This window comes from bacterium (assembly GCA_004322275.1).
GTDB lineage: Bacteria > Desulfobacterota > Deferrisomatia > Deferrisomatales > BM512 > SCTA01.
Genome location: SCTA01000013.1, coordinates 88,233 through 114,443 on the forward strand (window position 1 = coordinate 88,233; position 26,211 = coordinate 114,443).

At 56.8% G+C, this 26,211-nt stretch carries 25 protein-coding genes; 12 read left to right on the plus strand and 13 right to left on the minus strand.

Going from position 1 to position 26,211, the window contains the following annotated elements:
- Window positions 1-38 precede the first annotated feature (38 nt).
- From EPN96_03860 to EPN96_03870, 3 genes are all read right to left on the minus strand, one after another.
- The gene (locus tag EPN96_03860; protein TAL17900.1) at window positions 39-1,133 is read right to left on the minus strand and encodes an AI-2E family transporter; all 1,095 of its coding nucleotides are present in this window, start codon (window positions 1,131-1,133) and stop codon (window positions 39-41) included.
- A gap of 97 nt (window positions 1,134-1,230) precedes the next feature.
- Window positions 1,231-2,745: a tetratricopeptide repeat protein gene (locus tag EPN96_03865; protein ID TAL17901.1), complete on the minus strand. Its 1,515-nt coding sequence runs from the start codon at window positions 2,743-2,745 to the stop codon at window positions 1,231-1,233.
- Between the two features lie 14 nt (window positions 2,746-2,759).
- A complete protein-coding gene (locus EPN96_03870; protein ID TAL17902.1) occupies window positions 2,760-4,415 on the minus strand; it encodes a tetratricopeptide repeat protein in 1,656 nt (551 codons plus the stop codon).
- 478 nt (window positions 4,416-4,893) lie between these two features.
- Between EPN96_03870 and EPN96_03875 the strand changes: the two genes are divergently transcribed.
- A complete protein-coding gene (locus EPN96_03875; protein TAL17903.1) occupies window positions 4,894-6,465 on the plus strand; it encodes a hypothetical protein in 1,572 nt (523 codons plus the stop codon).
- Window positions 6,466-6,509: 44 nt separating this feature from the next.
- Here the strand turns inward: EPN96_03875 and EPN96_03880 are convergent, their stop codons facing one another.
- Together EPN96_03880 and EPN96_03885 are read right to left on the minus strand one after the other, a co-directional pair.
- Complete coding sequence (locus EPN96_03880) at window positions 6,510-8,117, minus strand: tetratricopeptide repeat protein (protein ID TAL17904.1); 1,608 nt, start codon at window positions 8,115-8,117, stop codon at window positions 6,510-6,512.
- Window positions 8,118-8,233: 116 nt separating this feature from the next.
- A complete protein-coding gene (locus EPN96_03885; protein TAL17905.1) occupies window positions 8,234-9,841 on the minus strand; it encodes a hypothetical protein in 1,608 nt (535 codons plus the stop codon).
- 54 nt (window positions 9,842-9,895) lie between these two features.
- Between EPN96_03885 and EPN96_03890 the strand changes: the two genes are divergently transcribed.
- The 3 genes from EPN96_03890 to EPN96_03900 all read left to right on the plus strand — a co-directional run bounded on the left by EPN96_03890 (window position 9,896) and on the right by EPN96_03900 (window position 12,147).
- On the plus strand, window positions 9,896-10,789 hold the full coding sequence (locus tag EPN96_03890) for a TIGR02757 family protein (GenBank protein TAL17906.1): 894 nt from the start codon (window positions 9,896-9,898) through the stop codon (window positions 10,787-10,789).
- A gap of 275 nt (window positions 10,790-11,064) precedes the next feature.
- Window positions 11,065-11,793: a hypothetical protein gene (locus tag EPN96_03895; protein TAL17907.1), complete on the plus strand. Its 729-nt coding sequence runs from the start codon at window positions 11,065-11,067 to the stop codon at window positions 11,791-11,793.
- 93 nt (window positions 11,794-11,886) lie between these two features.
- Window positions 11,887-12,147, plus strand: coding sequence for a 30S ribosomal protein S20 (locus EPN96_03900; protein ID TAL17908.1), 261 nt, complete (start codon window positions 11,887-11,889; stop codon window positions 12,145-12,147).
- Between the two features lie 211 nt (window positions 12,148-12,358).
- On the opposite strand, the gene EPN96_03905 is transcribed toward EPN96_03900, so the two are convergent.
- From EPN96_03905 to EPN96_03920, 4 genes are all read right to left on the minus strand, one after another.
- The gene (locus EPN96_03905) at window positions 12,359-12,979 is read right to left on the minus strand and encodes a deoxynucleoside kinase (protein ID TAL17909.1); all 621 of its coding nucleotides are present in this window, start codon (window positions 12,977-12,979) and stop codon (window positions 12,359-12,361) included.
- A 68-nt stretch (window positions 12,980-13,047) separates the two neighbouring features.
- Entirely contained in the window at window positions 13,048-13,419 is a 372-nt protein-coding gene (locus EPN96_03910; GenBank protein TAL17910.1) for a response regulator, read from the minus strand.
- A 29-nt stretch (window positions 13,420-13,448) separates the two neighbouring features.
- Complete coding sequence (locus EPN96_03915; GenBank protein ID TAL17911.1) at window positions 13,449-14,663, minus strand: glycosyl transferase; 1,215 nt, start codon at window positions 14,661-14,663, stop codon at window positions 13,449-13,451.
- 23 nt (window positions 14,664-14,686) lie between these two features.
- On the minus strand, window positions 14,687-15,319 hold the full coding sequence (locus EPN96_03920; GenBank protein TAL17912.1) for a redox-sensing transcriptional repressor Rex: 633 nt from the start codon (window positions 15,317-15,319) through the stop codon (window positions 14,687-14,689).
- 276 nt (window positions 15,320-15,595) lie between these two features.
- Between EPN96_03920 and EPN96_03925 the strand changes: the two genes are divergently transcribed.
- Genes EPN96_03925 through prmC form a run of 4 tightly spaced genes read left to right on the plus strand, consistent with a single transcriptional unit; the run spans window position 15,596 to window position 18,490 of the window.
- Window positions 15,596-15,808 (plus strand): 50S ribosomal protein L31, encoded by a 213-nt coding sequence (locus tag EPN96_03925; GenBank protein TAL17913.1) that lies wholly within the window; start codon window positions 15,596-15,598, stop codon window positions 15,806-15,808.
- Between the two features lie 21 nt (window positions 15,809-15,829).
- Entirely contained in the window at window positions 15,830-16,525 is a 696-nt protein-coding gene (locus tag EPN96_03930; GenBank protein ID TAL17927.1) for an FAD-dependent thymidylate synthase, read from the plus strand.
- Window positions 16,526-16,566: 41 nt separating this feature from the next.
- Entirely contained in the window at window positions 16,567-17,634 is a 1,068-nt protein-coding gene (prfA, locus tag EPN96_03935) for a peptide chain release factor 1 (protein ID TAL17914.1), read from the plus strand.
- Window positions 17,627-18,490 (plus strand): peptide chain release factor N(5)-glutamine methyltransferase, encoded by an 864-nt coding sequence (gene prmC / locus EPN96_03940; GenBank protein ID TAL17915.1) that lies wholly within the window; start codon window positions 17,627-17,629, stop codon window positions 18,488-18,490. Before prfA ends, prmC begins: the two co-directional genes overlap by 8 nt.
- Window positions 18,491-18,671: 181 nt before the next feature.
- Here the strand turns inward: prmC and EPN96_03945 are convergent, their stop codons facing one another.
- Window positions 18,672-19,016: a hypothetical protein gene (locus EPN96_03945; GenBank protein ID TAL17916.1), complete on the minus strand. Its 345-nt coding sequence runs from the start codon at window positions 19,014-19,016 to the stop codon at window positions 18,672-18,674.
- 126 nt (window positions 19,017-19,142) lie between these two features.
- Here EPN96_03945 and EPN96_03950 point away from each other — a divergent pair, with 126 nt between their 5' ends.
- Window positions 19,143-20,345, plus strand: a complete 1,203-nt coding sequence (locus EPN96_03950) for a tetratricopeptide repeat protein (protein TAL17917.1) — start codon at window positions 19,143-19,145, stop codon at window positions 20,343-20,345.
- 223 nt (window positions 20,346-20,568) lie between these two features.
- On the opposite strand, the gene EPN96_03955 is transcribed toward EPN96_03950, so the two are convergent.
- The 3 genes from EPN96_03955 to EPN96_03965 all read right to left on the minus strand — a co-directional run bounded on the left by EPN96_03955 (window position 20,569) and on the right by EPN96_03965 (window position 23,115).
- On the minus strand, window positions 20,569-21,288 hold the full coding sequence (locus EPN96_03955; protein TAL17918.1) for a PAS domain S-box protein: 720 nt from the start codon (window positions 21,286-21,288) through the stop codon (window positions 20,569-20,571).
- 134 nt (window positions 21,289-21,422) lie between these two features.
- Window positions 21,423-22,400 carry a nitroreductase family protein gene (locus tag EPN96_03960; protein TAL17919.1) on the minus strand — a complete coding sequence of 326 codons (978 nt, stop codon included), beginning with the start codon at window positions 22,398-22,400 and terminating at the stop codon, window positions 21,423-21,425.
- Window positions 22,401-22,650: 250 nt separating this feature from the next.
- A complete protein-coding gene (locus EPN96_03965) occupies window positions 22,651-23,115 on the minus strand; it encodes a hypothetical protein (protein ID TAL17920.1) in 465 nt (154 codons plus the stop codon).
- A 308-nt stretch (window positions 23,116-23,423) separates the two neighbouring features.
- Between EPN96_03965 and EPN96_03970 the strand changes: the two genes are divergently transcribed.
- From EPN96_03970 to EPN96_03980, 3 genes are all read left to right on the plus strand, one after another.
- Complete coding sequence (locus EPN96_03970; GenBank protein TAL17921.1) at window positions 23,424-23,807, plus strand: hypothetical protein; 384 nt, start codon at window positions 23,424-23,426, stop codon at window positions 23,805-23,807.
- Window positions 23,808-23,916: 109 nt separating this feature from the next.
- The gene (locus EPN96_03975) at window positions 23,917-24,753 is read left to right on the plus strand and encodes a hypothetical protein (GenBank protein TAL17922.1); all 837 of its coding nucleotides are present in this window, start codon (window positions 23,917-23,919) and stop codon (window positions 24,751-24,753) included.
- Between the two features lie 9 nt (window positions 24,754-24,762).
- Window positions 24,763-25,833, plus strand: coding sequence for a hypothetical protein (locus tag EPN96_03980; protein TAL17923.1), 1,071 nt, complete (start codon window positions 24,763-24,765; stop codon window positions 25,831-25,833).
- The last annotated feature ends 378 nt before the right edge of the window (window positions 25,834-26,211 follow it).

Consider the following 26,211-nt stretch of genomic DNA (forward strand, 5'->3'; position numbering starts at 1 on the left):
ACGACACATAGATTTCGCCGAAAGAGAAAGCCGGGGTCTTACGGAATCGTGTGAGGCACCGTCGGGAACTCTTCCTTGTACAGATGAAGGATAGCGGCGGTGAAGCTGAGGATGAGGGGGCCGTAAAGGATTCCCGGCAGGCCGAAGTACTCTAAGCCGCCTATCACCGCGAGGAAGACGTAGAAGGGCGAGAGCCCGCCGCCTCCGCGAATCAGGTAGGGTCTTATGAAATTGTCTATCGAGCCGACGAGAAGGACGCTCCAGGCCAGCAAAAAGATCGCGCTTCCGGTGCTGCCCGCGATAAAGAGGTAGAGGACCGCCGGTATCCAGACGAGGGCCGTACCCACGAAGGGTATAAGGGATACCACACCCATTATCGCCCCCCAGAAGAGGCCGGGTATGCCCACCAGGGAAAGACCTATCCCTCCCACGATTCCCTGAACCACCGCGGTGAGAAAGCTCCCCACGAAGACCGATCTGGACATATCCCGGATACGAAGGATTATCCTGTCGTCCTGAGTCTCCTCAAGGGGCGTGAGAGACTTTATCGACCTTATTATCTCCTTCCCGTCGCGCACGAAATAAAACATCACGAAGAGGAGGATGAAAAACTGGACTGTGGCGCTTACGATATTGGCGGCCATGTCCGCCCCGCGGCTGAGAAGCGCCTCGCCCCCCTTCCTGCTCAAGGCAAGAAGCTGCTCGTTTACGTCGAGATCGGCGGTAAAGGGCAGCCTCTCTTTGGCGAGTTCGATTAATCCCGCCAGCCTCGGATGGTGGAGCCACACCTCCAGCCCGCCGGACTGGAGCCATTCCTGAACGCGGGCGAGCGAACTCACCCCCTCGGCCACCAGCACCCCCAGAAGGAGGATGAGCGGCCCGAGTATCGCAAGGGCCGCCGAAAAGACGACGAAAAACGCCGCTATATTCCGCCTTCCGTTGAACCTCCGCTCAAAAAACGCCATCAGCGGCGAACAGAGAGAGGCCAGAACGGCGGCGAAGATAATCGGATGGAGGAGTGAGCGGAGAATAAGGAAGGCCAGGTAAAGGGACGCCGCGAGAATCAGATGGATATAGAGGTGAAGCTCCCTTTGCGGCTCTTTCTCCTCTTCGTTACAGCAATTTTGCTCCATCTGGGCTCCGGGTCTTAGGGTTTAGGACTTTACGCGGGTCTGTAAAAGCCTACACCAGCAAGCGGGGGCGCGCCACCCTGCGTACTATCTTCCCGCGTCACCTGTTTTGTTTCCCGGTCTTTACCACGGTAATGTTCTGTATCAGGTCAGAAATCTCCCTGCTTTGGGGGTTGGCTTTAAGTTCCTGCCGGAGAAACTCCAGAGCCTCGTCGTATCTGCCCAGTTTGTAAAGCGCGATGGCTTTGTTTCTTTTGTAGTTGGGATAGTAAAAGGAATCCAGTTTCTCCAGCCGGTCCACATACGCCAGAAACTTTGCCGGATTGTTCTCGTCCATGCTGGCGTCGGCCAGATGGCCTAACGCCACCGCGTTTTTGCCCCCGTAGATTTCGTCTATGCGGCCGAAATAGGTAAGGGAATTTTTCCAGTAGCCGGTGAAGGTTCCGCTGAGGATGGCCAGAACCGTTACGGCGGCGACTCCGGGGGGGATCAGCCCCTTCTCGCCGAAACCCGTTCTTCCGGCGAGACGCGCGGTTCCCCACACAAGGGCGATAGCGACGCCGAGGTGGGGCAAGAACGTGTACCGGTCGGCAAAGGACTGCATCCCCGTCGGCACTATTCCACTGTTTGGAAAGAGAATCAAAAGAAACCAGAACCAGCCGAAGGTTATTTCAGGAACTTTCCGTCGCAGCCTGTAAGCCGCGACGCTTGCAACAACCAGCGCCGCCAGTGAAATTATTACCGCAATCAGACCCGGGGCCGATGCCGGGGTGTCGTAGGAGAGCATCAGATCGCCGGGAAAGAAGGTTCTTACGAGGTACTTCCAGTACGAGGCCGCCGCATTGGAAAATCCGTAAAAAAAGTTTCTTTCATATCCGGCCTTCGCATCGCTGTCCGCATGAGCGTAGAGGGTGTTTGCGACGAAAATGAAAGAGAGGGCGAACAGCGGGGCCTTCTCCAGCAGAAGGCTTTTAAGCCCTCGCAACTTCTCAGCGCGGTTTTCGCCTCCCTGCGGGAAGCGGCCAAGCGGCCAGAAGTCAAAAAGGAGGAGCGCTACGGGAAGAACGACCAGAATCGGCTTCGCCAAAACCCCCAATATTCCGCACAAAAGCAGCGCCCCGTACCAGCCGGGCTTTCTTGTGCGCGTATAGAGAAGGTAAGACCAGAGAGAGAGGATAAAAAACAGTCCGGAGAGAACATCCTTTCGCTCGGAAATCCACGCGACCGATTCTACCCGCATCGGGTGCATCGCCCAGAGCGCCACGGCGAAAAAGCTCTTCCAGACCGAGCCCGTGGCCGAACGGAAGAAGAGAAAGAGCAAAACCGCGCTGAACAGATAGAGAAGGACGTTGGTCCGGTGAAAGCCTCCGGGGTCCATGCCGGATATCTCCACGTCCGCCATGTACGAAATCCAGGCAAGAGAAATAGTTGTTGAGGAAAACGCCGCCTTCACGCTGTCAAGCGTAAGTCCGCCTGTTACCAGGGGATTTTTGGACACGTTCATGGGATCGTCCAGAGAGATGAAGCCAAAGCCGCTTGTGCGCCAGTAAACCGCCAGCACCAGAGCCGCCAGCAGGGCCGCGAAGATCGCCGCCGGATACTTTTTAAAGGTCATGGTTCATCCGCAAGCTATCTTTTCGCAAGAGCTTTCGCCTTTTCCTCGCCCCCGAGGTAATTAACCGCCTCCCACGCCTCCTTGTCCCCCGGCCATTGGCGGATGTTCTCCAGCCCCTGCCGGGCCGCGCCTGGAAGGTCTCCCGCTACTATGAGCACGTTTGCCAGCCGGATGCAAAACTGCCTGTCGCCCGGCGAGGCCCGAAGCTCCATCCTGTAGAGGTCGGCGGCTTCCCGGAACCTTCCCAGCTTCGCCGCCGCCATCCCCTTGTCGCCGTTGCCGCGCGGAGTATAGGGATCGAGGCGCAGGGCATAACTGTAGTTGTCGTAAGCCTCCTGATATTTCCCTGCCCGCATGAAGGCCCCGCCGAGAACGCTTTTGGCCAGCGCGCTTCGCCCGCCGGTAACCCTGTCGATGTAGCCGAAAAGAGTGAAATCGTCCCTCCAGACTCCGGTCTGTCTGTAGGAGAGAACCGGCAGGACCGTCAGCAAAACCGCGCAAAGGGCGACGAGAGGCCGGATATCCGCAAAGAAGCGCGAGTACAGCCGCTCCGCTCCCCACACCGCCCCCACGGTCAGGCCGACGTGAGGAAGATAGGTGAAGCGGTCGGAGAAGGTGTTCATCCCCGCCTGCACGATGCCGCTGTTGGGAAAAAGGATTAAAAGGTACCAGAACCAGCCGAAAGCCAGCTCCGGGCAACTCTTTCGGAATCTGAAAGCCAGAAAGGAGACGAGGACGAGGCCGCCGAGGCAAAGGGCCGTCGCCGCGTAGCCGAAATGGGTGACGTACTCCTGCCCCCGCACGAAAAGCCCGGCGGGCCAGACGGTCTCGTAGAGGTAGGCGGAGTAAGCCTTTACCGCAGTTGCTAAATTCTCGTAAAGCCCGCTCCGGCCCGCGTCAACGTTAAAGGCTCCTTCTATCGCCTGCGCCCGCACGGTCACGATCACGAAAACGACCGAAAGCGCGAAAAGGTGGGCTTTTTCGAGGAGCAGCCGCCCGCAGCCCTTGGGGTTCGCCTTAAAGCCTCCCTCCGGGAAGCGCCCGAGGGGCCAGAAATCCAGAAGGAGCATCGCGACCGGCAGCACCATCACCACCGGCTTCGCCATAAGGCCGAGCAGGGCGCAGAGCGCAATCGCCGCCAGCCAGAGTTTCTTTTCCGTCTTTACGTACCGGAAATGCCCGAGAAGCGCGAGGAGGAAGAAAAACCCCGCCAGCACGTCCTTTCGCTCCGTCACCCACGCCACCGATTCCACGCGCAGGGGGTGAAGCGCCCAGAGAGCCGCCGCGAAGAAGCTTTTCCAGCCCGAGCCGGTGGCGAAGCGAAAGAGGAGGAAAACGAGGCTTGCGTTCAGGGAGTGAAGGATGACGTTGGTGCGGTGAAAAGCCGCCGGGCTCATGCCGGAGACGCTTACGTCCGCCATGTAGGAGAGCCACGTCACCGGAATCCAGTACTTCTGCGAGAATTGGGTAAACGCCGCCTTGATCCCCGTCCACGTAAGGCCGCCGCTGACGATGGGATTGTAGACGGTGTATTCGAGGTCGTCCAGATCGACAAGCTCAAACCCCGTCGATTGCCAATAGACCGCCGCCGCCAGCGCCGCCAGCAGGACCGCGAATATCGCCGTCGAATATTTTTTATCAGTCATGGCATCCACGAAGGCGTAACGCATCAATTCCAATCCGAACGGTGCCTTACGCCGCTTTCGCGGCTAACGGCGCCTTACGATCAAGAACCACCCCGAACAGTAAAACATTTGCAACCCAACCTGCAATCTTTCCTTGGAGAAGGCTTCGCGGCGCGGACCGGGCCGCAGGCGCAATGGAGGGAAATGTCATTTTCCTGAAAATTTTTTATTTTTGTACATCTTGATTGTCCATTTCCGTATATCAATTCACAAAAGCACTCAGGTATGGAAATAATGCGTGAAAAGATGTACTAAGTAAAATGTCTTGTTTTTACAGGTTAATTAATACCAAAACAGGTGCAGTTATTTCCAGTCAATATGTCATGTTCTTTTTTCTAGGGGGGGCAAACTCCACAAGCGCATATAAATACCGCACGGTAACGGGTATATAAGGCCGGTTAAAGCCGGTCGTCGGAGCTTGACGATTCCCGTCAGGCTTTCACCTTGAACCGGAGAAAAAGAGATGAAGTCAAAACTCGGAATTCTCGCACTCGGCGTTTTTCTGGCCATTCAGGCGGGCACCGCAATGGCGGGCAACGTAGCGTCGGCAGACATAATCGACGGGCAGGTAATGACCGTTGACCTCGCCGACAGCGCCGTCACAACCGCCAAACTCGGCGCGGATGCGATAACCACCGACAAGGTTCAGGACGGCGCAATCGGGGCCGCCGACCTCGCCACCGGTTCGGTAACCGGCGACAAAATCGCCGACGGAAACGTCGGCACCGCGGACATCGCCGACGGCGTAGTCACCAACGCCAAAATTGGAACGGATGCGATAACCACCGACAAGATTCAGGACGGCGCAATCGGGGCCTCCGACCTCGCCACCGGTTCGGTAACCGGCGACAAAATCGCCATTGGAGTTGTCACCGGCGTCAAGCTCGCCACGGACGTGGAAGCCAGATTCGCGGCGCTGGAAAGCGCTATCACGGCGCAACAGGCGGTGAACGCCCAACTTCAAGCGGACAACGCACAGCTTCAGGCGAATGTCGCACTGCTTGAAACGAGAGTTTCCAGCCTCGAAGCCATGTCGCCCGGCGCGCTTGAAGCAAGGCTGGCGGCCGTCGAAGCCAACCCGGCTCTCGACCTCGGCAGCTACGTCTCGGTTGATACCAACGCCATCGACGGCCTCGCCGGCCCCCACATCCTCTTCACCGGGGCAAACGTTCATGTGAGAAGCGGTTCCGGAGTCACCGAAGAAACGGTATTGACCGGCCTTGGAAACCTCATCGTTGGATATAACGAAAATCCTTATGGAGTCTACTCACGGCCTGGATCGCACAACCTCGTGGTTGGCAAGTGGCATGAATACACAAGTTGGGGTGGATTTTTGGCCGGTATCGGCAATGCCACTCATGCGCCGTACGCCACAGTGTCCGGAGGTTTATACAGCCAGGCCAACGGAGGAGCGTCCAGCATAAGCGGCGGCTCCTGGCATGTAGCCAATGGCTATGCGGCTAGCATCTCCGGAGGCTCGGGTAATTCAACCTATTTCGACTATGCTTCGGTTAGCGGCGGCACGGGGAATCAGGCTAGAGGCCAGTATTCATCGGTGAGTGGCGGAGTAAACAATACTGCCTTCGGCACTTATTCTTCGGTGAGCGGCGGAGTTATAAATCAAGCCATTGGAGATTTTTCATCGGTGAGTGGCGGTCGAGAAAACATCGCCTCAGGTATGGAATCATCAGTGAGTGGCGGTTTAATTAATGTCGCTTCCGGGCAATTCTCGTCAGTGAGCGGCGGATATTACAATACCGCCTCAAACTATCACTCGTCAGTGAGTGGCGGCGAACGAAACACCGCCTCAGGTTACAGTTCGTCGGTGAGCGGCGGTGTACTCAATACCTCCTCCGGATCAAGGTCATCGATAAGTGGCGGCTCTTATAACATCTCTAGCGGCGATGGCTCTTCCGTGAGCGGTGGTGAATATAATTCCTCTGACGGATATAGGTCATCGATTAGCGGCGGCGCATACCATGCTGTCGGCGGCGAATACGACTGGGCCGCAGGCTTGCTCTTCCAGGATCAGTAAGCTTATCGCAGAGGAGCCGGGCAGCCGGCTCCTCTGCTACTATATCACCTTCCCGCAAGCATTCTCGCCTTCTCTTCGCCTCCGAGATAGTTGATGTAAAGCCATGCTCCCTGATCGCCCGGCCATTGGCGGATATGGATCAGAGCCTGTCTGGCCGCGCCGGGGCGGTCGCCCACCATAATGAGAGCCTCCACGAGCGCTACGCTGATATCCCTGTCACCAGGAGACACCTTGAGTTCTTTGCGGTATAACTCCACAGCTTCGCGGTGCCTGCCGAGCTTCGCCGCAGCGGAACCCTTATAGCCGTTGCCTTGCCGGATGGTGGGAAGAAGCTCCAGAGCCATGCCATAGTGGTCGTAAGCCTCCTTGTATTTCCCTGAATTGAAGTAGGTTACGCCGAGAGATTTTTTAGCCGTGGCGCTTTGTCCGCCGGTCACTCTGTCGATATAGCCGAACAGGGTGAAGTCGTCCTTCCAGAAGGTGACCTGCCGGAAACAAAGAACCGATAATCCGATTACCAGCGCTGCACCGGCAATCGCCGGAACCTTCGGATTCTTGAGGAGTTTCCCGAGAGCGTCTCCGGCTCCCCAGACGAGCGCGATCATGAGGCCGAGGTGAGGCAGGTAGGTGAAGTGGTCGGCCACGAAGTAAAAATCCAGCAGGATTACCCCGCTGGTCGGGAAAAGGACGGCGAGATACCAGAGCCACCCGGCGGTAACCGCCGGGGCGGTTTTTCTGACTTTCCAGGCGAGAAAGAAGAGGACGAGCAGAAAAGCCCCGGCCCCAAGCGCCAAAAAACCGGTAAGGTGTACCGCCGTGCTCATATCGTCCATCACCAGCCCGAAAGGCCACACGGTTACTTTCAGGTAATGAAGGTAGGCGGTAGCCATATCGGCAAGGCGGCCTAAAACAGGTTTTTGCACCTGCGAGTTGATGAGGAGTCTGTGGTTATAGAGGGTCAAAAGGGAAAAAAGCACTGACAGCATAAAAAAAGGAGTCTTTTCAACGAGCAGTTTTTTTATCGTCTCTCCTGGTTGCCTGAATCTTTCAAGGGGCCAGAAATCAAGAATCAAAAGAACGAGAGGGAAGATGACGAGCACGGGTTTTGACAGAAGTCCAAGCAGCATTGAAAGGAGCGTTGCAGCGTAAAGAAGGGGTTTACTGCTTTTCGCGTATTCCCGGTAGGCGACAAGGCCAATGAAAAAAAAGAGTCCTGAAAGCAGATCCTTCCGCTCCGCGATCCATGCCACCGATTCCGCCCGCATTGGGTGCAGCGCCCACAGCGCCGCAGCGAAAAAGCTTTTCCAGCCCGAGCCCGTGGCTCGGTAAAGGAATGTGAACAGCAGCAAAGAATTAAAGAGATGGAGAAGGGTGTTTGTGAAATGAAAGCCAGAAGACCCAAGTCCGAAAAATTCGACGTCGGCCATGAAGGAAAGGTAGGTCAGGGGAATGAAACTGTATAGCTGAAGGGTAGTGAAGACCTCTTTTATTCCCGAAAAGGTCAGACCGCTTTTCACTATCGGATTTTGGACGGTGTAGTAGTGGTCGTCGAGTTGTATAAACTCAAATCCTTTCGTCTGCCAGTAAACGGCAAGCACCAGCGCCGCCAGCAGGGCCGCGAATATCGCCGCCGGATATTTTTTAAAGGTCATGGTTTCACTCCGGAATTATCCAACCGAAATAAAGCTGTCACAGCACTTTAGAACATTCAAAGGCAACGTACAATCGTTCCGTTGTTTAAGGCGTTGACGAATCAACATCGATTTTCTTATCTTCCCGCAAGCGCTCTCGCCTTTGCCTCGCCCCCGAAGTAGCTGATGTAAAACAGCGCTCCCTGATCGCCCGGCCATTGGCGGATATGGATAAGAGCCTGTCTGGCCGCGCCGGGAGGGTCGCCCGCCATGATGAGAGCTTCCACAAGCGCCAGGCTGATCCTCTTGTTTTCCGGCGAAAAAACCAGTTCCTTCCTGTAAAACTCCGCCGCCTCGCGATACCTGCCGAGCTTCATCGCCGCATCCGCCCTGTAGCCGTTTACATGTTTAATGCCGGGAAGAATCTCCAGCGCAATGACGTAGTGGTCGTAAGCCTCCTTGTATTTCCCCATGTTATAGTAGGCGACGCCGAGCGATTTCTTGGCCGTGGCGTTTTTGCCTCCGGTCATCCTGTCGATGTAGCCGAACAGGGTGAAGTCGTCCCTCCAGAGGGAGACCTGCCGGTAGCAAAGAACCGAAAAGGCTATCACCAGCCCAGCGCCGGCAACCGCCGGAATCTTCGGATTCTTGAAGAGTTTTCCGAGAGCGTCTCCCGCTCCCCAGACGAGCGCGATCATGAGGCCGAGGTGCGGCAGGTAGGTGAAGTGGTCGGCGACGAAGTAAAAATCCAGCAGGATGACGCCGCTCGTCGGGAAAAGAACGGCGAGGTACCAGAGCCACCCGGCGGTTGCCGCCGGTGCGGTTTTTCTTATTTTCCACGCGAGAAAAGAAAGAGCGAGAATAACCAGCCCGGCCCCGAGCGCCGCAGCGCCGGTAAGGTGAACCGCCGTGTTCCTGTCGTCCATCACCAGTCCGAAGGGCCATGCGGTTGCCTTAAGGTAATGAAAGTAGGCGGTAGCCATATCGGCAAGGCGGCCGAAAACCGGTTTTTGACCCTCTACGTAAAGGGCTTTTCTTTGAACAAAGAGAGTCAGCGCGGAAAAAAGGGCTGACAGCGCAAAAAACGGAATCTTCTCGATGAGCAGTTTTTTTACCGTATCTCTCTTCCGTTCAAGCCTTTCAAGGGGCCAGAAGTCCGCAATCAGTAAAACGGCGGGAAAGACAACGACAATGGACTTGGAGAGAATTCCGAGAACCATTGCGGCGAGCGCTAAGAAATAGAGAACCGGTTTTTTGCTCTTCGCGTATTCGCAGTAAGCCCAAAGCCCCGCGAAGAAAAAGAAACCCGCCAGCACGTCTTTGCGCTCGGCGACCCAGGCCACGGATTCGGCGCGCATGGGATGTATCGCCCAGAGCGCCGCCGCGAAAAAACTCTTCCAGCCCGAGCCGGTGGACCTGTAAAGGAAGGCGAAAACGAGAAGGACGTTTAACAGATGCAGAGCCGTATTCGTGAAATGAAAGCCCGAGGGCCCAAGGCCGGAAAGTTCTACGTCTGCCATGTAGGAAATAAGGGTGACGGGTAGGTAATTGTCCAGTTGAAGGGTGGTAAAAACCTCTTTGACGGCTGAAAGGGTCAGCCCGCCCTTTACGACCGTATTATCAACGGTGTAGTAGAGATCGTCGAGATTTACAAGCTCGAACCCTACCGTCCGCCAGTAAACGGTAAGCACGAGGACCGTCAGAAGCGCCGCGAAGATCGACGCCGGATATTTCTTAAAAGTCATGGTCCCGCTCTGTGATTATCCAGCCGTAAAAAAGCAATCACGGTACTTTAAAACATTTCGAGGGTTTCCGGCCAATCCAAAAACCCGCATACGTGTTATATTCCCCAAGCAAAGGAGAAGCGCGTGGAAAAGCGGATTACCAGGGAGTTTCTGGAAGACCTTTGGCGAAGGCATCACAGGTTGTCGAACCTCAGTCCCGACCCGCTGGTCTTCGCCCGGGGCTACGGCGACCCTCTGGAGGGCGAGACGGCAGGGCTGATAGCGGCGGTCTTCGCCTACGGGCAGGTCGAGCAGATCATGAAGGCGCTGGGCTTTGTCTTCGAGCGCCTCGGAAGTTCCCCGCGCAAAACCATTCTTTCCTCATCTCCCAAAGAGTTCACCACCCTTTGCGAGGGATTTTACTACCGCTTCCACAAGGCCCCCGACCTCGCCCTTTTCCTTCACCTGCTGGCGCAGGCGCTTGAAAAAAACAAAAGTCTGAAGGAACTGTTTATCAAAAACCTCTCGGAAGATATTGGAGCGGACATCGCCGCCTTTTGCGGGGAGATACTCTCGGGCGACTGCAGGCCGCTTTTGAACGCGAAGGAGCTTCCGCTCCGCCACCCGGTCCGCTTCCTTCTGTCCTCCCCCTCTTCGGGCGGGGCGGGAAAGCGCCTCTGCCTTTTTCTTAGATGGATGGCGCGGAAGGACGAGCTTGACCCCGGCTACTGGCAGGGGGCGCTGCCTCCCTCCTCACTCGTCGTCCCTCTGGACGTGCATGTCGCGAGGGTGGGTAAATTCATGGGGCTGACGAGCCGCAAAGGTTCCGGATGGAAGACGGCGGTGGAGATAACCGAATCCCTCAGGCGTTTCGATCCCGGCGATCCTCTGAGATATGATTTTTCCCTCTTCCGCTACGGCATGAAGGAGTTCAAGAGGGCTTTTCCGGCGGAGTTTTCCCCAAGCTAAAAAGATTAAAGCGGTCACCTATTCAAAAACACACTAAAACCGGGGATTTAGCGAGACGACTTCGTAAGCATTTGTTATTATTGGCAAAATTACTTGCACAAAATTTCATCATCCGGCCCGTTGAAGCCATGATTTGGCCCACGCCGCGTGTCAAGAGAATTTTTATCCATAAGTTATCCACAACGGGTCGTGGATAAGGTCCGGCGGAGTCGGAAACCCCTTTTACAGCGGGATTTTTCCTTCAAAAAGGTCGAAAACGGATTAGGTTTACTCTCATGTGCACCCTTCATCTCTTCTTCAAAGTCTTTCCCGGATACCCGGTGCTCTTCGCGGCGAACCGCGACGAATTGCTTTCGCGGGAGTGGGATCCGCCCGCGCTCATCAGCCATTCGCCGTGGATTTTCGGCCCGCGCGACCGGCTGATGGGGGGCACCTGGACCGGGGTGAACTCCTCGGGGCTCCTCTGCTCGCTTGCGAACCACCACGGTACGCTCGGGAGCAAAGGGTCTCTGTGCAGCCGGGGGAACCTGGTGCTTGCCGCCCTTGGCCACGGGAGCGCGAGCGAGGCGGCCAACTCGTCGCGGGAGTATTCGCCCGCCTGCAAGTCCTACTCCCTTCTTCTCGCCGACGGGAAGGAGGCCTTCGTACTTGACAACGAAAACGGACGGGAGAAGGTCTATCCTCTGGAACCGGGGAATTACGTAATAACCAACAGGAGGTTCATGGACCCCGGCGACGCGAAGGCGAAGAGGTCGCTTGAGAGGATGAAAGCGCTCGAAGGCAATGCTCCGGACTTTCGAGCTATCGGGGAGTTTCTAGCCGACCACGGCCCGGGTGGCGAAAGCGAACTTGGACTTTGCGTGCACGACCCGCAGGGAGGAACTTTCGGGACGACCTCCTCTTCGATTATCGCCCTCGACACCCTCGGCAGGGTAGCGCATTACCTTTTCGCCGACGGACCGCCTTGCACAGCGCCATTTGTTGAAGTAAACGTGGAGCAGTGACTATTTTTGTATTGACGCGAAGTGCTTGCCGGTGGTAAATAATCGCTCTTTAGAAAATTACGAAAAAATACCGTTAGCAACGGAGGTTCGGTTTTGGCCAATCACAAGTCAGCAATCAAGAAGATCAAACAGGACGAGAAGCGCCGCGTTCGCAACAAGGCCGTGCGCACCCGTTTTCGCAACCTTGTCAAGGCGGTAAAGACCGCCCTGGATTCAGGCGACGCAGCAAGGGCCACCGAGGCTCTCGCCATCGCCGCCCCCTACCTTCAGAAGGTAGCCGCCAAGGGCATCATCCACAAGAACAAGGCCGCCCGCCACATCTCCCGCCTAACCAGGCAGGCAAGCGCCATTTAGGATATTGTTGAAAAACTACTGACGTTTTTCAAACAATCTCCCGATAAGAGTTTTAGCTATAGACACCCCGGCCCTGCCGGGGTGTTTTCGTTTGTCCTGCGGCTGTTGGAAAACGTAGAGAGGGCAGGTTTCCGTCACTCCCGCGAAGGCGGGAGTCTAGAAATACGGCCGCCAACTCTGGATTCCCGCTTCGCGCGGGAATGACGAAAACCTACAAGTGCTTTTCCACCGTCTCCAGCAGGTTAATCCTATCCACAAGATTATGCAGAAAATCCATGCTCCCCGCATCCACCTCCACCACCGGCGAAATCCCTTCCTTCTTGTACCTCTCGATCCACTTTTTATACAGCTCGTTCAGCCCCTTCAGGTAATCGGGATCGATCGCGGTCTCGAAGGCCCTTCCCCTCTTCTTTATCCGCTTCTTCACGGTGGTGAGGTTTGTCTTCATGTAGATGAGGAGGTCGGGAGGATTTATGGAGTTTCTTATTGTCTGGTAGAGCCTGCGGTAGGCCTCGTAGTCGCGCCCGGCGAGAATGCCGCGCTGGTGGAGGTTTTCGGCGAAGATTTCGGCGTCCTCGTAGATCGTCCTGTCCTGTATCACCGTCTGGGGGCAGGCGTCGAGAAGCTGGTGGGTGCGGAACTTCAGGGTCAGGAAGTAGACCTGGGAGTGGAAGGCCCACTTCCCCATCTCCCTGTAGAAGTCTTCGAGGTAGGGATTCTCCTCGTTGCGCTCGTAAAAGGGGCGGATGTCGGGGTAGCGGTTGCAGAGAAATTTCACCAGACTCGACTTCCCGCTGCCCATCGTGCCCGCGACGGCAATATATTTGACCATTTATAGTTTTTCTCATTAAAAAAAGGCGCCGACGGCGCCTTTTCAGAAGGTATCTCACCGTAAGTGTTTCAGTCCCTTGCGGGCGGTCTCGATTCAAGGGCGCTCTTGATGCGCTTTTTGAGTTCGCCGAGGTTCGAGGATTTCACGACGTAGTAATCGGCGGCTATGGTCTTCACGTCCCCGCGAAAGGAGCCGTAGGCGGAGCAGAGTATCACCGGCAGGTCGTAGAACTCCCTGCGTATATCCTGTAGCACGTCCAGCCCGCTCACGTCCACCATCTTGATGTCCAGCACGACCACGTTGGGACTCGTCTCGCGAATCTTTTCGACGAGACCTTTCCCCGTGTCGAGAGCTATCACCTCGTACCCTTCGTCTTCAAGTTCGAGCTTGTAGAGGGTGCGGATGTGCTCTTCGTCGTCTACGATCATTACCCGAGGCATTCTCGCCTCCTTCGTCTTTTTTTCGCTCATTATCCCCATCGTTTCAGGAGGTAGGGCTTCGCCTCCTCGAAATCGAGGCACTCTTCCTCGATGTACTCTTCCGCCTGCCCCGTCAGAAGCCCCTCGGTGTTCTTGGCGAAGGAGAGTATCCGCCCCTGATAGAGCGGCACCAGCGATTCGGTGAGCTGGTCGGGCGGGGCTATCTTGTCGCGGTAGGCCACGGACATATCAAAGAGTATGTGCGCCCATAGGTTTATCGGGAGCTCGAAGTGCTGCTCTTCGAGGGCGATGACCTCTTCGAGCTTCGAGAAGGTCTCACCGGCCAGAATCTCGCTCCATATTTCCTTATGGCGCTCGTAGCCTTCGCGTAAAGCCCGGTAGAGCGCTCCCTTGTCTATTTCCACCTGCTCGGGATTTTCGGTTTCGCCGACGCCGAAGCCGAAAATGGCCGTCGGGCGGGAGTGGCGCACATCCTTCCAGAAGCCGGGGAGAACCGTCTGCAGGTGAAAAAGGGTGCCTACAACTTCCTTGAAGCCGGGGCCGAGGGCGTTTCTGGGATTCATCGGCCGGTGTATCTTGGGGCTCCCGAGGAAGGCTTGGGATATCGGCTTTCCGTAGTACATTGCGAGCGTAGTCATGTAGATGTCCACACCGAAGTGGGCCACGGAATCGGTCCAGCTCTCGTGGCCCAGAAAGAAGCGGGCCAGCTCGCCGGTAAAGCCGAATTCGCCGCCTATGGGCTGGCGGATGCGCCTGCCGTAAAGGCAGCGGCTCATCGGATAGACGATGTGGTTTGTCAGGGCGGCGTCATACTTGTGGCTGAGGTAAAGAGGCGATACGAAGGCGTAGTCGGAAAGGAGCGGTTCCGCGAGGTTCTTAACCCACTTGGGCGTCACCGATTTTGTGTCGGCGTCGAGGACGACTATCGCCTTTGCCTTGAGTTCTCCCGCGACCCTGTACAGGTTCTTTATGTTGTTTCCCTTGCCCGAAACCCCTTCCGGAGTGGAGGCGTAGATCCGGGGAACCTGGCAGGGAGCGTTGAAGAAGCTCTCCCTGGTGCCGTCCCTGCTGTTGTTGTCGCAGTTCACCACCGCGACGGAACGCCCCGGAAAATAGCGGGTGAGGCCGAGGGAGGCCTGCTCGGTGACGAAACCTATCGATTCGGCTTCGTTACGCGAGGGTATCCCTACAAGGATATCCGCTTCCCTTACCTTGTCGGGGTTTTCAAAAGCAAATTCGGCCATGCGTACTCCTTATGACCGTAATACTACCCTGCCTGGAGGTGATATGCCAAATTATCAAATTCAGTGGTCAGATCGACTTTCTTGAGTTGTATGTCGCGCGGTACGGTTATCTGCACCGGCGCGAAATTCAAAATGCCGCGCACTCCGGCGGCAATCGCGGCGTCGGCCGCCTCCTGGGCGCTCCCCGCCGGTGTGGTGATGATGGCGATGTCCACCGCAAGGCTGCGGATTTTTTCGGAAAGCTCCTCCATGGGGCTGACTTCTATGTCGCAGGGCAGCTTTTCCTTCACCTTCGCCGGGTCGCTGTCGAAGGCCGCCACGAACTCGTAGCCGTGGTCGGCGAAGTTGCGGTAGCAAAGGAGCGCCCTTCCGAGATTCCCGACGCCTATGAGGGCGAGGTTTCTCTTCTGGTTGAGGCCGAGCACCTTTCGTATGTCGAAGTGAAGCTCTTTTACGTAGTACCCCACCCCCCTCACTCCGAATTCGCCGAAGTAGGTGAGATCCTTTCGTATCTGCGCCGGATTTATGCCGCAGATAGCCGCCAGATCGGCGCTGGAAATAATTTCAGTCCCCTTCTTTTCCAGGTCCTTTAAGACCCTCATATATATCGAGAGCCTCTTGATAGTCGCTTCCGGTACTTTGTGCGCTTTGTTCATTTCTGTTGACCCCTGTCGGAATAAAACATATAAATTAGAATGATAACGGTACCTTACGGCACGGCATAAGGCGTATTAACAAATAGCGTTTTGATTGTATGATTGTGTCACAAAGTATTTTCCATGTCAAAAAAAACCAACCGGATTGCTGGGGTAAACACATTCTTCGCCGCTTGCAGGGAACATATCTTTGGTGCTAGAGTACCAGATTCCCAAATCGTGGTTATATTGAAGAAAATAAACGCGCCGAAAGGCGCGCATGAAGGAGAAAGAGTTATGAAAGACCAGATCCATCCCAAGTACGACAAGGTCAAGGTACACTGCAGCTGCGGCAACGAGTTTGAGACCCGCTCAACCGCCAAAGAGATAAAGACCGAAATCTGCGCGATGTGCCACCCCTTCTACACCGGCAAGTCCAAGATGCTCGACACCGAAGGCCGCGTCGACAGGTTCCTCAAGAAGTACGGGATGAAGAAGCCGGCGGAGTAACCCTTCTTGACCTCCCCTTCGGTGAGCCTCCTCGGACACACACCCGACCCCGAAAGGGCTGTCGCGGTGGCGGCGAGGCTTTGCTATTCGCCGAGGGATATAACCGAACTAAATAAATCGCTTTCCGGCGAGGAGGTTTTAACCCTCGTCGGGAAGCTGATGTCTATGGGCCACCTCTCCGCGCTGGAGCACGCCGTCTTCACCTTCGGGATAGACGGCATAAGCAGGGCCTGCTCCCACCAGCTCGTCCGCCACCGGCTCGCCTCCTATTCCCAGCAGAGCCAGCGCTACGTCGAGCTAAAAAAGGTGAAAGCGGTCATCCCTCCCTCGATAGCCTCCGATCCCGCCCTTTCAAGGGAATTTTCGGAGAAGCTGGAAGGCATCTGGGACTTTTACTCCTCGCTCATCGACAGGGGAGTTCCTGCGGAGGACGCCCGCTACATCCTCCCGAACAGTTGCGAGACGAAAATAGTCGTAACGATGAACGCCAGGGAGCTGAACCACTTTTTCGCGCTTCGCCTTTGCCGCCGCGCCCAGTGGGAGATACGCGAGATGGCGCTTCTGATGTACCGCGCCGCCTCTTTCGCGGCCCCCGCCCTCTTTTCCTCCTCCGGCCCCGGCTGCGTGAGGGGCGGCTGCACAGAGGGCGAATACTCCTGCGGAAAGATGGCCGAATTACGGGCAGAACTCAAAGCCGCGCTTTCAAGCCCCGCCTGAGCCTTAATCAGACTGTTACCCCTTTCGAGGAACCATAAAACTTGGAACTAAAAGACCGCCTTTCGCAGATAGACGCGCGTTACGAGGAGCTCAGCGCCCTCATCTCCGACCCTAAGATAATGTCGGACAGGGATGAGTACGCCCGCCTCACCCGCGAACATTCCGAGCTGCGCGAGATTGTCTTGTGCGCAAGGGAGTACAACGAGCTTCTCCGCAGAATCGAGGAATCCGAAGGACTTCTCGAAGACCCGGAGCTCGGCGAACTCGCCCGCGAGGACCTTGAGGATGCGAAAGGTTCCTTCCCCGCCGTCGAGGAACGCCTTAAGACCCTTCTTTTGCCTCCCGACCCGCTCGACCAGAAAAACGCGATTCTAGAAATCCGCGCCGGCACCGGCGGCGACGAGGCCGCCCTCTTCGCGGCGGAACTCTACCGCATGTACACCCGTTACGCGGAACTGAAGGGCTGGAAGATGGAGGAGCTCAGCTCCAGCATAATCGGGCTTGGCGGCATCAAGGAAATCATCGTCCTCATCAAGGGAAAGAACGTCTTCGGACGGCTCAAGTACGAATCGGGGGCGCACCGCGTCCAGCGCGTGCCGGTTACCGAATCGGGCGGCCGCATCCACACCAGCGCCGTCACCGTGGCGATAATGCCCGAGGCGGACGACATCGACATCCAGATTAACCCCGACGACCTGCGCGTGGACGTCTTTCGCGCCAGCGGGGCTGGCGGGCAGCACGTCAACAAAACCGAATCCGCCGTGCGCATAACCCACATCCCCACCGGCGTCGCCGTCTCATGCCAGGATGAAAAATCCCAGCACAAGAACCGCGCCAAGGCGATGAAGATACTGCAGGCGCGCCTCTTCGAGGCGATGCAGGAAAAGGCAAGGGCCGAACGCAGCCAGGAGCGAAAGAGCCTGGTCGGAAGCGGCGACCGCTCCGAGCGGATACGCACCTACAACTACCCGCAGGGCCGCGTCACCGACCACCGCATAAATCTAACGCTGTACAAGCTCGCCGAGATACTCGAAGGCAACATCGACCCCCTCCTCGACCCGCTGCACGCGCAGGCGCAGGCGGACAATCTCGTTTACGGCGATGGCTGAGGGACAGGCTCCCCTCACCCCGGTCGAGCTCATCCGCCTGACTGCGGAGTATTTCGCTAAAAAAGGAATCGACTCCCCCAGACTCACCGCCGAGGTGCTTCTGGCGTCCGTCCTTTCCGTAACCCGCCTCGACCTCTACCTCCAGTACGACAAGCCTCTCTCCTCCGCCGAAGTGGACAGTTTCCGCGCGCTGGTTCGCAGGCGCGCCGCTGGCGAGCCCACCGCCTACCTCCTCGGGAAGCGGGAGTTCTGGTCGCTGGACTTCGCTGTGGGGCCGGGAGTCCTCATTCCGCGTCCCGACACCGAAACCCTCGTGGAGAGCTGCCTCTCCATAATGGGCGGCGAGGGAAGGTTCCTTGAGATCGGCGTCGGCTCCGGCGCGGTCTCCGTGGCGCTTCTGAAGGAGAGGCCGAGATGGACGGCGGTCGGGATCGACACTGAAACCGCGCCCCTCGACTGCGCCCGGAAAAACGCCGAAACCCACGGTGTCGCCGACAGGCTCGACCTTAGGCGCGGCAGCCTCTTCTCGCCCGTGGAAAACGAAACCTTCGACCTCATAGTCTCGAACCCGCCCTACATTCCCTCGGGGGATATAGACTCGCTCGCCGCGGAGGTCTCCCGCTTCGAGCCGAGAAAGGCCCTCGACGGGGGCGTTGACGGCCTCGATCTCATCAGGGAAATAGCCAACAAAGCCCCTACCCGCCTCAAAAGCAAAGGGGCGCTGCTGCTGGAGTTCGGGACGGGTCAGGAGGAAGCGGTTGCGGGGATTCTGGAGTCGGTCCCGGGATTATCGGGAATGCGGATCATTTCGGACTACGCGAAAAAACCCAGAGTAGCGGCGGCAATAAAAATATAAATTTTTTATTCTCCCCCTCTATGCAAAAAAACAAATCGGGCTAGATTGTTCCCTCGGGGTTCCGGCGCGATTGCCGCCGGGCCTGGCGTGAAGTGGATCCGCTTGCAGGGTCCGGAAAATCCGCGCAACCGGCGCGGGAAGGGGTGTCGCGGGAAACCGATGACACCCCTTTTCGTTCCGGCTAATGCAGATACAGGTAGGCGACGGCCAGGCCGAGGAGGATGACCACGCTCATGAGCATCTTCACGAGGGGAAATTCCGGACGTCCGAGAAAGAGCCCCAGCGCCTCCAGGTAAAGGGTGTGCTGCGCCGAGCGCTCGAAGAATCTGCGCATGGCCCACACCCAGAGGGCCATTGCGAGATTCCCTCCGGCGCTGAAAGCCGCGAGGATGGTCACGTAGCGGTTGCCGTGCGGCCCTTCCACGAAGGACAGCAGAAGAAACATCACGGAAAGCGCCAGAAAAAGCAGGGCGACGAGCCGCTCTTCTTTTTTTATCAACTCTTCTCTTGAGATTTCCTCGCTCACGGGCCGGAACCTCCTAAAGGGGTTGCGCGCAAGTCCTTAATGGTTTTCAAAACCCGCGCCACCTCCTATAATCTACCAAGCGGCGGGTCACGCCGCAAAGCCCTAAATTTTGCAGTGGAGAACACCATGAAGAGAATTCTGGCGGCGTTGCTTTTTTGCCTCCTTCCCGTGCTGGCATGCGGAGCCGACGTGAAGGCGGTTTCGGAAAAGGCGGAGAAGCTGGTCCAGCAGGGTAAATACGCCTCCGCCCTTAAGGTCCTCGGCGAAAAGGATCTGGCGCTTGAAAATCCCGCGCTCTTCAAGCGGTACGTCGATATAGTCCTCGGGCAAAACGTAAGCCAGATAGGCTTTCGCACCTTTTTCGCGCGCGACCTAAAAAAGGGCGAAAGCCTGGAGGAGGCACGGGGGAAGGCTGACCCGGAAGATTTCGTCGAAGAGGATCTGGAGGCGGCGGTAAAGACCGTAATAACCGGATTTCCCGAGGACCCCAACGCGAATTACGCCGCCGGAAAGTACATCTACGAGGGGCTCGAATGCAGGTGCGCGACCTTCGAGAAATTCCCTCCCTATCTCCAGTCGGTCTACCCCTACTACCTGAAAGCCAAGGAGGGCGGCGTCTTCGACTACATCTCCCTCTTCCGCCTCGGTTTTTTGCGCCAGTTGCAGGGAGGCGAGGAGAACACCGCGAAGGCGCTCGAATTCTACCATCTCGCCCTCGACCTGAAGAAGGACTACCCGCCGCTGCGCTACAACCTCGGCGTCCTCTACTTCATGGTAGGTTTTCCCGAGATAGCCTTAGAACACGCCACTGCCGCGCTGGGCGGTTACAAGGACTCGGAGCACGAAGCCGACGCCAGCCACCTTCTCGCCCGCGTGGAAGAGGTTCTGGAGAAAACCGAAGACGCTAAAAAGCACTTCCGGCACGCGCTGGAACTCAACCCCCTCCACGAGTTCGCCTTCTCCGACTACGCCGCGTTTCTCCGGCGAAGCGGCGACGCCGGGGGATATAAAAAGACCGTTCTCGAAGGGATATTGAGAGACCCTTCAAACCCCGCCCTCTTTACCGCCTACCTGAACGTGGTTATGGGGCTCGGGGCAAACGCCGAAGACAAGGCTATATTGAAGGAGATAGTTTCGGGAAAGTACGAGGACCCGGAGACGGAGGGGGTGGTTTTCTACAACGCCGGTCAGCTGGCGGAGATTTCGGGCGATTCCCGTGCCGCCCTCGAATACTACAGCCGCTCGATGGAAAGCTTTAAAAAGTCCGGCACCGAAAAGCCCGAGTTTCTCGAAGGGCTCCGGAAGATGATCGACCGGCAGAAAAAATAGCGGGAGAAAAAACCATGCAGAAGAAAATTGTTAGTTCCCGGCGAGGAATCTCTCTTCGCCTTCGCTGAAGCTGCGCCGGGCAGGGTTTTCCGCCAACTTCCGGCAAACTATTTCGGCGAAGGGCAAGGAGTCCGCAGGGCGCGCGGTCGAAGGCTGTATCGTTAATACGCCGAGACCCGCGCCCGAGAAACGACGCTGCCATTCGCCGAAAGAGGAAGCCGGGTCAGATTTCTATGTTCGGGTAAAGTTCCTTAACGCACTCCGGGCAAATACCGTGGGTAAACTCCACGTTAATGTGCTTTGAAAGATACGCATCGACGGCGGTCCAGCACCCCTTGTCGTCGCGTATCTTCTGGCAGCTTGCGCAGATGGGAAGCATTCCCTCGATGGTCTTTACGCTTTCCAGCGCCCCGCGCAGCTCGTCCATGGCCCTCCGGCGTTCGAGATCTATAATCTCCCTCTCGGTAATGTCGCTTACGATGTTGATGAAGTATCTGCCCTGCGGGAGGGAAATAAGGGTGGCGCGTATCTCGACCGAACGGGTCTCTCCGCTTGCCAGCCGGTGCACGAAATAATAGCAGTCGCGCCCCTCTTTCTGCGCCTTGTCTATCTCTCTTTTTATGTATTCTTTGGGAAGGGGATTTAAGTCCGTGATATTCATGGAGAGGAGGGCTTCCCTGGAGTAACCGTAGAATTTCTCGGCCGCCCGGTTGGCATCGACGATTTTAAGTGTTTCCGGCTCCACCACGTAGATGATCGCGTTGTGTTCGCGAAGCGGGTCCAGAATCCGGGAAGGGTCTTTGGCCGGGTTGGCGGAGCTGTCGCTGGAACACAGAAGTGCCTCCTCCAGCGCGGACACTCTCTTGCGCAGCCTTTTTATCTCGCTGACGAGCTCTTCCCTGGACGCCTTTTCGATATCGTTCGGGTGATTATCGTCTTCCAAAGCTCCCCCCCTTGCAGTTACGCGTTTTTCAGCCTTTAATAATTAAAACACGAAATCCGGGAAATGCAAAAAAATGTGCGAAAACATGGTGTTTTTCACAAAACGCCCGGCAGCCGGGAGCCGGTGCAAGGGCGTTACCTTGGGATTTTGCTCTTTTTCGGCAGGTTTATGATGATTTCGTCGAGCGGGCGCTTGGGGACGTGGACGACGCCGCTTTTGTCCTTATAGTAGCGTATCGAGCCGTCCGCCGATTCGAGCCTGACGGTCTCCACAGGGACGCCCAGCGCCAGCACAAGGCGTATGTCCATATAATCGGGCAGTTTCAGGGTCTCCCGGAGCTTCTTTTCGTCGAAAGCGTTGATCAGGCACCCGCCGTACCCTCGCTCCGTCGCCCCGAGCTTCATCATCTGGGCGGCTATGCCGTCGTCGCAATGGCAGTTTTTCGTAATCGAGTTGTCGGAGAGGATCACGACGTAGCCCGCCGGGCGCTCGCCCTCGGCGGGGCCGTTCCAGTCGCGGAAATACTTGGCCCAGGAAAGGCTCGGGAAAATCGCGTCGTTAAGCTCCTTGTCGCAGGAGATGAAGTGCTTCAGGGGCTGCTGGTTGGAGGCGCTGGGGCAGAGTCTGGCGAGGTTGACAAGATCGAGGAGAGTCTGGCGGCTGACGGGTTTTGACTCGTCGAACCGCCTGTAGCTTCTGCATCTCTCCGCCAGTTGGGCCAAAGGCCCCGTCAGCGGGTCCTCTTTTTTCGGCCATTCCAGAATGATCCGGAGCGTCTCGCGCACTTGGGAGCATTCGCATATGGCGTTGCAGGGCTCAAAACACTTTGCGTCGAAACAGTACCCGGTGCAGTAAAGCGAGCCTGTCGCCCGAACCCGGTAAACGGGCCCGGCATAAAGATCGCCGAAAGCGGCCACAGGCAGCGTCAGGCGCTCCGGTTCGGCGGCCTGCCCGTGATGCGAAAAGTAGAATTTTCCGGAGGGCAGATTCTTGAAATTCGCCCTGTATTCGGTTAATTCGACCTTCCGGTCTTCAAGAAAGAGGGTGCGATCCTCCCACGTAAAACCGCAGTCAGGGCAACTGGCGAATTCCTTTGCAGACTTTCCCGGCATTCAAAACCCCCTCGTTCATAAACCCCGGAGCGTCATCTAGCGGATTAAAAATCTCATTATAGTACAAATTTGGTGGTGGAATAGTTACTTTAAAGCTGCATGAATCGGTAAGCCTTTCGAGGAAGGCTGTTTTATGCGGGAAACGGCTGGGTAGGGGCGTCCACCCGGCGAGGCGCAGTTGAGCCACGGAATATGCCCCGAGCGCGCCAAAAAGTTCACCCGAATATCCGGAGGTCCGACCGGGCAGCCGCTACGCGGACGGCAGATGAACCTTTATGTATTCGGCGATTCTCTCCCGGTGTTTCATCGAATACATTTTCAGCTTACCAAGCACATCGGCAACCTTTTCCTCGGTCCCGGTGAAATTCTCGAAGGCCTTTTTTTCGACTATCGTGGATTCAAAGTTCAGGGCGAACCGAAACGCCTTGTCGCTGTCGAACTCACCCTCTCTGGCCCTTCTGCGCGCCTCTTTAATATCCTCGACCATGTTGGAGAGAATTCTTATGTGGATGCGCGGATCATCGAAAATGAGTCTGCCCTTCTTCGCCTCTTCGATTAAAGTCTGGACCATATAAGCGTGCTGGGCCTCCTCCTGGCTCAGCTTCTCCCAGAAATCGACGTGCTTCATAAAACTTCTCGCGAAGGTCTCGTAGAGTTCGGACAACCCCGTTTCTATTTCCAGGAACTTTTGCGCGGTCTCCAGTTGTCCATCCATCGGTGCTCCCCTTCCTTTTATGTTTTTAAAAAAATGCCGCCTGCTTAAAAAGGCTACTACCCAATCGGGCCTTTCGCTAACTCCACCCGTATTTTTTCCGGTGAAGCTCAACCTTCGGCGGAAGAATGCTCTGGCGGACAAAAAACGGTTCGCAGGCTCGGCGAGGTTCCGGGAAAAACTGATTACGAGAAAGTTAAAATCAGGTTTTGACGCCCAATCCGGCAGCAATGGCGCTTGAAAGATTGGACGCCATTTTGTAGACTCGAATCATGGGTAATCAGGTTCTAATACTAAGGAGGGTTTAAAAAATGAAACGTCTCATATCCCTGCTCGCCGTCTTCGCGCTCGTCTTCGCCATCGCAGGCTGCGGCGGCAAAGCCAAAGAGGTAAAAGCCGAGGAACCGGTCAAAAAAGAACCCGTTGCCGTCGTCGCCGCCACTCTCCTTACCATCACCATCGAAGGCGCCACCTACTCGACTCTCACCGACCTGAAAGGCAAGCTCACCGCGATAAAGGGCGTAAAAAACATCTATCAGGGCTCGTTCAGCAAGGGCGAGGCCAGCAAGATGCAGGTCGAATACCAGGGCACTTCCCAGATGCTCGCCGACGCGATTCAAAATCTCAAGAGTGAAAAGTTTCTGATCGAGGTTGAAAAATTCGATCCGAGTTCCATAGACCTCAAAATGGACTGAGTATCTGCGAATCTGAGCAAAAAACCGTTAGGCTTTTTATTTTACGAAACGGTTGTATTACTTAGAAATACGCGAGTGTAGAAAACCCAAGCTGGAAGGAAGGTTTGCCATGAAAAAAAGCGCAATATGGGTTATCGCCTTCGTAACGGGAGGAGCGCTTTTATCGCTTACCGCCGGGTGCGGCGGCAAAGCGGACGATTTTGAGGCGGATACCGAAAAAGCCATTCGGCTTATGGACGAGGGGAGAAACGCCGAAGCCTTCGCCATCCTCGACAAGCAGTGCGGCTCCGAGGTCACTCTCACCGTCGGCTCCGAGGATTACAACCAGTGCAGGGCGCTGCTCGGCGACGCGCAGGCCGGAATAGCCGGGCTCGACTGGCTCGATTTCATAGCGAACCTGCCGGATGACGACCAGCCCTCCGTGGACTCGGGCACCCTTATGGTCGACGTCGTGGCGGACATGGCCGGAGCCAACGAAGAAACCGGTCTTCTGCCGGCCGAAGACCTGATCGAGAAACAGACCGCCATCGAAACCGCGATCGATATCCACTCCAACGGGGGCACGATAACCGAAGGCGAGCTTCCCCCCGAGGAACAGGCCCAGTTGGCCCTGGAATCCATGATGTACATCATCTACGAGATTTCAGGCGCTCTGGGCACCCCCGCCGGAGCCCCCCTTACCGTCGAGACCCTCCAGGCGGCCCTCCTCGCCGACCCGAACGCGCTCGACACGGCTGACATCGCGGGCATCAACCAGGCGCTCACGTACGTAGACTGGGGCTCCGCGGCCCTCATCGAACAGACGGGGCAAGACAACTCTGCCGCAGAGGAGTTCACCGCCTTTATCGACCAGATATCCGTCACCGACCCGGTAACCGGCGAACAAACGGTGACTTCCGGCTCGATAGCCGCCTACATCACCAGTCTCACCCCCGAAACCATTTAAGCGAGGAGGATGGATATGAAACGGATTTATGCGTTTGCAACGATCTCCATGCTCCTCGCCGCACCCGCCGCCGCGGCCGAGCTGGACCATTTCTTCAAGAGCCCGAGGGCGCTGGGCATGGGCAACGCCTTCACGGCGGTCTCCAACGACGCCACCGCGCTCTTTTACAACCCCGCCGGACTGAACAAGATCGAAACGTGGAACGTCACGATACTCAACCCCTTCGTCGAAGGCGGCCAGAACATCCTCGACGCCCGAAGCGAAATCGAGGATACGGACCTGAACAACAACGCCGAACTGGCCGACCTCCTGAGAAACCACATCGGCGAAACCTTCCACGCTTCCTTCGGCCTCTACCCGAACTTCTCAAAAAAGCACTTCGCCTTCGCCGTTCTCGCCCAGGGAGAGGTCAACGCTACTCCCCACACCCCGCAGAATCCGCGTCTGGAGATCGACTCACAGGTATCCGGCTCGGCTCACATGGGCTACGCGATGGGCTTTTTCGATGAAAAGCTCAGCGTGGGCGCGGCGGGTAAGTTCGTCCACATGGAAAGTCTGTCGAAGATATACACCGTTGTCGAAATGACCGCCGACGACTTTCAGGACCGCGTCGAAGACGACATGGTCACGGGCGACGGTTTCGGCATCGACCTCGGCGCGATCTACGAGATGCCGGTCTTCTTCCACCCCGCCGTGGGCGTCACGGTTCACAACGCCCTTGAGACCGATCTCGGCGACGCCGGGAAGCTGCCCACCTCCATCGACGTGGGGCTTAGCGTCACCGAGAAATTCGCCGACGACTGGCTCACCCTGACGCTTGCAGCCGACTACGTTGACGTAACCGGCGAGCTCTCAAGCGACGACGACGTGACCAAGCGCCTTCACGGCGGCATGGAGCTGTGGCTCTCCAAGCGCCTCGCCCTCCGGGCGGGGATGAATCAGGGCTACTTCACCGCCGGCGCGACCCTGAACCTCTGGATACTCAGCCTCGATTACGCCACCTACGCCGAGGAACTGGGACTGGAATCGGGCACCGTGGATGACAGAAGGCATGTGGTGCAGGTTTCGGTCGGCTTCTAGAAGGCTGCTGAAAAACTACTGCGAACCGGCAATCTCTTTCGGCGAATGGCTGCGTCGTTTCTCGGGCGCGGGTCTTGGCGTATAGACGATACTGCCTTCGACCACGCGCCCTGTGGACTCCTTGCCCTTCGCCGAAATAGATTGCCGGAAGATGAGACGGGAGCCCGAGGGGGGAAGAGGGCGCCCGCTCAAAGCTCGACTAACTACAAAAGGGAACGGATTTCCTATATGGTCGCCCCTTTGGATGCAAGGGTTGAAGAAGTGAGGTGTAAAGGTTCGATTGCAGCCATATATCCGGACTTTTTGCAAGGTTCTTTGACCTTTGTCCCTGATGGAATACGCCGATCGATGCCCTATCAGCGCTATGGACTTACTGTC

Coding starts and splice junctions, on each gene's coding strand:
- EPN96_03865 (TAL17901.1), bottom strand. CDS start 2,745: ATGACCTTTAAAAAGTATCCGGCGGCGATCTTCGCGGCCCTGCTGGCG.
- EPN96_03875 (TAL17903.1), top strand. CDS start 4,894: ATGAAGTCAAAACTCGGAATTCTCGCACTCGGCGTTTTTCTGGCCATT.
- EPN96_03975 (TAL17922.1), top strand. CDS start 23,917: ATGAAAAAAAGCGCAATATGGGTTATCGCCTTCGTAACGGGAGGAGCG.
- EPN96_03880 (TAL17904.1), bottom strand. CDS start 8,117: ATGACCTTTAAAAAATATCCGGCGGCGATATTCGCGGCCCTGCTGGCG.
- EPN96_03960 (TAL17919.1), bottom strand. CDS start 22,400: ATGCCGGGAAAGTCTGCAAAGGAATTCGCCAGTTGCCCTGACTGCGGT.
- EPN96_03905 (TAL17909.1), bottom strand. CDS start 12,979: ATGGTCAAATATATTGCCGTCGCGGGCACGATGGGCAGCGGGAAGTCG.
- EPN96_03980 (TAL17923.1), top strand. CDS start 24,763: ATGGATATGAAACGGATTTATGCGTTTGCAACGATCTCCATGCTCCTC.
- EPN96_03895 (TAL17907.1), top strand. CDS start 11,065: ATGTGCACCCTTCATCTCTTCTTCAAAGTCTTTCCCGGATACCCGGTG.
- EPN96_03910 (TAL17910.1), bottom strand. CDS start 13,419: ATGCCTCGGGTAATGATCGTAGACGACGAAGAGCACATCCGCACCCTC.
- EPN96_03965 (TAL17920.1), bottom strand. CDS start 23,115: ATGGATGGACAACTGGAGACCGCGCAAAAGTTCCTGGAAATAGAAACG.
- EPN96_03915 (TAL17911.1), bottom strand. CDS start 14,663: ATGGCCGAATTTGCTTTTGAAAACCCCGACAAGGTAAGGGAAGCGGAT.
- EPN96_03950 (TAL17917.1), top strand. CDS start 19,143: ATGAAGAGAATTCTGGCGGCGTTGCTTTTTTGCCTCCTTCCCGTGCTG.
- EPN96_03925 (TAL17913.1), top strand. CDS start 15,596: ATGAAAGACCAGATCCATCCCAAGTACGACAAGGTCAAGGTACACTGC.
- EPN96_03870 (TAL17902.1), bottom strand. CDS start 4,415: ATGCGTTACGCCTTCGTGGATGCCATGACTGATAAAAAATATTCGACG.
- EPN96_03970 (TAL17921.1), top strand. CDS start 23,424: ATGAAACGTCTCATATCCCTGCTCGCCGTCTTCGCGCTCGTCTTCGCC.
- EPN96_03920 (TAL17912.1), bottom strand. CDS start 15,319: ATGAACAAAGCGCACAAAGTACCGGAAGCGACTATCAAGAGGCTCTCG.
- EPN96_03860 (TAL17900.1), bottom strand. CDS start 1,133: ATGGAGCAAAATTGCTGTAACGAAGAGGAGAAAGAGCCGCAAAGGGAG.
- EPN96_03885 (TAL17905.1), bottom strand. CDS start 9,841: ATGACTTTTAAGAAATATCCGGCGTCGATCTTCGCGGCGCTTCTGACG.
- prmC (TAL17915.1), top strand. CDS start 17,627: ATGGCTGAGGGACAGGCTCCCCTCACCCCGGTCGAGCTCATCCGCCTG.